General features: G+C 35.2%; 7 protein-coding genes. 6 read left to right on the plus strand and 1 reads right to left on the minus strand.

Translation table 11 applies throughout. The features are described from left to right. Positions 1 to 241: 241 nt before the first annotated feature. From ACEN31_RS10885 to ACEN31_RS10905, 5 genes are all read left to right on the plus strand, one after another. Positions 242 to 787: a MotA/TolQ/ExbB proton channel family protein gene (locus tag ACEN31_RS10885; RefSeq protein WP_197103381.1), complete on the plus strand. Its 546-nt coding sequence runs from the start codon at positions 242 to 244 to the stop codon at positions 785 to 787. After that, complete coding sequence (locus tag ACEN31_RS10890; protein WP_407109425.1) at positions 777 to 1,277, plus strand: hypothetical protein; 501 nt, start codon at positions 777 to 779, stop codon at positions 1,275 to 1,277. The genes ACEN31_RS10885 and ACEN31_RS10890 overlap by 11 nt, the downstream gene beginning before the upstream one ends. 12 nt (positions 1,278 to 1,289) lie before the next feature. After that, positions 1,290 to 1,697 (plus strand): hypothetical protein, encoded by a 408-nt coding sequence (locus ACEN31_RS10895; protein WP_197103385.1) that lies wholly within the window; start codon positions 1,290 to 1,292, stop codon positions 1,695 to 1,697. Between the two features lie 122 nt (positions 1,698 to 1,819). After that, positions 1,820 to 2,698 (plus strand): fumarylacetoacetate hydrolase family protein, encoded by an 879-nt coding sequence (locus ACEN31_RS10900; RefSeq protein ID WP_407109426.1) that lies wholly within the window; start codon positions 1,820 to 1,822, stop codon positions 2,696 to 2,698. Between the two features lie 13 nt (positions 2,699 to 2,711). Next, a complete protein-coding gene (locus ACEN31_RS10905) occupies positions 2,712 to 3,311 on the plus strand; it encodes an SOS response-associated peptidase (protein ID WP_407109427.1) in 600 nt (199 codons plus the stop codon). Between the two features lie 55 nt (positions 3,312 to 3,366). Here ACEN31_RS10905 and ACEN31_RS10910 read toward each other — a convergent pair whose 3' ends face one another. Next, positions 3,367 to 3,816 carry an organic hydroperoxide resistance protein gene (locus ACEN31_RS10910; RefSeq protein WP_407109428.1) on the minus strand — a complete coding sequence of 150 codons (450 nt, stop codon included), beginning with the start codon at positions 3,814 to 3,816 and terminating at the stop codon, positions 3,367 to 3,369. Between the two features lie 162 nt (positions 3,817 to 3,978). On the opposite strand from ACEN31_RS10910, the gene ACEN31_RS10915 reads away from it, so the two are divergent. After that, a complete protein-coding gene (locus ACEN31_RS10915; RefSeq protein WP_407109429.1) occupies positions 3,979 to 5,106 on the plus strand; it encodes a hypothetical protein in 1,128 nt (375 codons plus the stop codon). Positions 5,107 to 5,252 lie beyond the last annotated feature (146 nt).

The raw sequence follows: 5,252 nt of genomic DNA on the forward strand, positions 1-5,252 counted from the left end.
GATGAGACTAAAAAGTTCTTCTTTAGCTTAGAAAATCGATTAAAATATTTTAATTTCGATAAAGTGATCCAAAATTGAAAAATAACGACTAGAATAACTCAATATTTAAAAGTATGAATTATTCAGGTTTAATATTTAATTGTTAAAAATGATATAAATTTACTGTTATAAAGTTATATTCTTCGCAAATTTCATGTAAAATGGTATGATTAAAACACATAAGATTAGAGGTGAATAGTCATTGCAATTTTTTCAACCAATATTAGATAATTTTTTCAAATTTGATTTTTTAATTGTCATTATAGCGATTGGAGCAGCTTTTCTGTATTATCGATGCTTAGAAAGCTGTAAGCAATTATTTAACATTTTAATTCCACGAGGAAACGTAGCTTTAGGTAAGAAAAACCAGAAAAGTATGAATAGACACTATAAGTTATATTTTGATTCTGATGGTGAGCAAGAAATTCTCCAAAAGCGTCAAAAAAGCAACAGTCTCTATGTATTATTTACAAACGTCTGTGCGATATTCCCATTGATGGGTTTATTAGGAACAGTCATCTCATTAATACCGATGGTCGGTGAATTAGATACGAGTTTGTTCTTTATGGCACTGACATCAACGTTTTGGGGGATTATATTCGCCATTATCTTCAAAGCTTTAAACGGTTATTTACAAGCTAGAGTTGAGGAGAACAATGAATTAGTCCAAACTTATTTACTAAGAAAAGATGCGATTGTCGAACGTCATGCGCGTCAAAATTATGAGGACTCCTACGATGAAATTTAAAGAAATGATTGTCGACTTAACTCCATTGCTTGACGTGATACTAATTCTGTTGTTTATGGTATTAGCGACACAATCTCAATCAACAACGGAGACAATTACAGCTTTAGAAGAAGAAGTCAGCCAATTAGCACAAACGCAAATGCCTCAAACGAAATCAGAACAAACTTGGTATCAAACCTATCAACAATCAATTGGAAAAGTAAATATCGTCTTTCCATCCAGTCTAGATGATGATCCCATGTATTTAGTTTTGGAAGATGGAACTGAAGTTCAAAAACCAGAAACCCAAGATTTATACTCATGGCTTTCGTCTCAAATAGAGACGATTGAACAAGAAGTAATTATTGTTTCGTTCACTTATAATAATGAAGAAATATTCTTAAGAGATTATCGAAATATTCTATCAGCAATAACTCAAATAGATCAAAACTCGGATAGTACCGTTGTCTATCAAGAACAGTTAATTGAACTCAGTAATGAAAATGAATAAGGAGTGGTAATAATGGCTAGAAAAGATAATAAGAAGAAAAGTAAATTTGGTATCTGGGGTTGGCTTGTTGCAGCCTTAGTATTAGTAGGTGGAGGATTCGGCGTAACGCAAGGTGGTTGGTTAGACGGTGGTTTAGGAGACGGCACCGAAACGACAGAGACTACGACAAACGAAACCAGTAGTGTTGGCGAAGGTAATGAGGAAGCGAAACACGTGAATATAACGATTTCTCAATCTGATATCCTTTGGGATAATGAAGCTGTGACAGAAGAAGAAGTTGAAACACGTGTGAGTGAAGAGGAAGATTCCACAACTTATACTGTGACTGATGATAATGCAATCAAAGCAACTTATGATTCAGTCATTGAAACTTTAACTGATTCTCAAGCAGATTTCCAAGAAGCTGAGGAACAGTCTTAATACAACTAATTTATAGAGAGATCTAGATTCAGCAGAGTCTTGGCTCTCTATTTGTTTATACGATATAATGATTTATAAGGAAAACGCTTCATGAACTTTTGCCAAATGAAAAGGAGTAGAAAATGAAATTACTTAGTTACCAATATAACGATTCAATCAATGTCGGTTTACTTACACCAAATGGAGTTATTTCAATCGAAAGCCTTCGTAAATACACAGATAAAGAGCTAAATGGCTCACTTGAAACATTCATTGAGGAGAAACAATTTCCGATAATTAAACAAATTTTTGAGAAGAATGAATCTTCCTTTGGTGAATCTGATTATTTAAATTACGCTGACTTACATATTTTACCGCCGGTAAGTCGACCTGAAAAGATAATTTGTGTCGGTTTAAACTATTTAGATCATGTGTCCGAAGGACCGGACATGGATGTGCCTGAAGAACCAGTCTTATTTAGTAAATTTAATAATGCTCTTGCAGCGGATGGGGAAGATATACCTAAACCCTTAGATGGCGAACAAATTGATTATGAATGTGAATTGGTCATTATTATGGGAGAAACTGCCCAAGATGTATCTGAAGAAGAAGCGTTAGATTATGTATTTGGCTATACGATTGGAAACGATTTGTCAGTGAGAGACTTACAATTTAGATCTGGGCAGTGGCTACTTGGTAAGACACCCGACAAATTTGCGCCAATTGGACCGGTCGTCGTGACGTCTGATAGTATAAATCTTAATCAATTAAACATTTCTACAAAGCGAAATGGGAGAATCGTTCAACAATCGAATACAGATAAAATGATTTTTAACTGTGCTAAAATTATCTCCTATGTATCAAAATATATGACGCTTAAACCCGGAGACTTAATATTTACAGGGACACCTGAAGGTGTTATCTTAGGCTATGATGAAGGCGAACAAGAGTGGTTAGACTCTGGTGACGAGATACAAATCGCGATAGAAGGCATTGGGACACTTACAAATCGTATTATTTAAGGAGAGATTAACGATGTGTGGTCAATATAGTTTTTTAGAGAATAGAAAAGCGTTACTAGAGCGTTATGCAGGTACGGAATTAGATTCGAATCTACCTGAAGATGAGAGAGAAGTGTACTATCCAAGTCAGAATAACCTCATTTTACTTCCGAATAATAAATTTTACGCGATTAAATGGGGTTTTACGCCAAGTTTTGCCAAGAGACCTCTAATTAATGCACGTTTAGAATCGATTTTGGAAAAGCAGACATTTATTGAACCCTTCAAACGTAAACGCTGTTTAATTCCTGCCACTTCGTTTTATGAGTTCAAAGAAGTTGATTCACAGGAGAAGAAAGAGCGTTGGCAAATAGCTGTAGCAGGTTTAGACATATTCTCAATTGCTGGTATTTGCGAGCGCTACGAGAACGATGATGGTTCGAGTACATTAACATATTCAATGTTAACGAAAGACTCAGAAGGCCCAATGGCTGATATCCATCACAGAGTACCTGTCATCTTAAATAAACAGACAGAGAGGGAGTATTTGAATTTAAATACAGATCCCAATCAACTTCAAGAGACACTGCTGACTTTGTCTATCGATTTAACGTTTAAACAAGTGACAAATTAAAAGCAAGCTTATGGACTGTAAATGGACAGTTTATAAGCTTGCTTTTTTCATCATATTAATTATTTACGTCTTCAATAAAGAATGTTTCAATGGCAGTTACTTTAGAATCGATGTTTCCACGAGTCGCTTTTGAATAAGCACAGTCACCATGCGCTTGATCGGCGATTTCTTGCACTTCAGTTAATGATAAACCTTCAATACCTACTTCAATATTAGCAACTAGTTTAAAACCACCGAATTCTGGGTCAGTGTTAAGTCCGATTTCAATTCCAACTTTAGACTCCCCTTCTGCACCAAACGTCTTCTTGTGTCGTTCTAAAGCTGAATGGAAGCACGCGCTCCAACCTAAAGCGAATAATTGCTCGGGATTGACTGCTTCTCCAGGGCCACCCATTTCTTTAGGCATTGCTACATCTACTTCAAAACTTCCATCAATGAGTCGACTAATACCATGTCGTCCACCTGTATTCACAGCTTTAGTTGTATAACGTCTTTTTTCTGTCATTAAATATCATCCTCCATAAGTAGTATATCTATAGATTACCAATAATATTTTTGGATGCAACTTTTCTGAACGAAAATAGTGTGATATCGCAATGTGTATGATTTTACACTGAGGATAGATATTGTTACAATTAATGTATTACAAAAAGAAAGGGGTTTCACTATGATAAAATTAACTGCCTTTCCGGCGAAAGAGTTAGAGAAGGTTGATAAGTTATTCGTGACAATTGCTATGGAGTTGCATGCAACATCTGTCAGCTCCGATCAAGATCGTATTCAATTGAATAATCTTTTAGAAGAGGCTAAAAAGAGAGTTGAAGCAGAATGCGACAAAGAAGTATCAAACAAGTTTCAAGAACAGATTGAAAGAGCGAAAGTCAATGACGTTGAGTTAGTAACTTATCGAGGAGGACTCGCATTATATATTACAGAAGACGAAGTCTATTATTACCACTTAGGTATTCCGGTTGCTAATTTAGTTAATGTTGGTAAAGCACCGAACTTAACTCCACTGATTGAAAACTATCAGTACACGAACCAATATCATGTATTAATTCTAAATCGTGAGGATATTCGTTTATTCGAAGGGGATGCAACTTCTGTTAAAGAAATTGATTTTGAAGATGACGATGCGCCTAAAACTTTAAACGATGCCTTAGGTTCAGAGTTAACTGGTGGAGGAGCCAATTCAGGTGCGTATAGTGCGACAGGTGGAGGAGAACAAGGCTATCATGGTCATAATGATACAAGTCATGAAAAAGACATAGATCGTGAGAATTACTTCCGAGAAGTTGACAATTACATTCATGAAAATTATTCTTCAGCTCGTGACTTACCACTCATTCTATATGCTTTGTCAGAAAATCAAGCTGTATTTCGTGAATTATCAAAAAACCCATACTTAATTGATGACAGAATTGAAGAGTCAGGTGCAAATGCGAATTTCAATACCGTTCAAGAAAAATCACTGAACAAAAATGTTGAAATTGTTAAAAAAGAACAAGAGACTATGTTCAATCGCTTTAGAGAAACAGCACCTAAGTTTAGAATTGATAATCAATTAGATGATTTATCCATGAGTGCTATAGAAGGGCGAATTGAAGAGTTATTAGTAAATAAAGGTTATAGCCAATCAGGGACAATCACTGATAATGGTAGTTTTGAAGAATCAGACAAAGACTTCTTAAAACAACTCATAACAAAAGTGGCAACTGCTAAAGGAAAGATTTATATTGTTCCAGACGATGATATGCCGGATGGAATTAATGTCTCTGCAAGATTGCGCTATTAAGCATTAGAATATTAAAAGTGGTTCTTGAATTTTTGGTGTTGGTGAGAGAAATCTCACTGACACCTTTTTTTGTATGTACACAAAAGCCAGTGAATTCCTATATAATAAAGTTACCATACATTACTAAAAGGAGAATTCACTTGGCT

Origin of the sequence: Ruoffia sp. FAM 26255 (assembly GCF_045528525.1) — a bacterium.
In the GTDB taxonomy this organism is placed as follows: domain Bacteria; phylum Bacillota; class Bacilli; order Lactobacillales; family Aerococcaceae; genus Ruoffia; species Ruoffia tabacinasalis.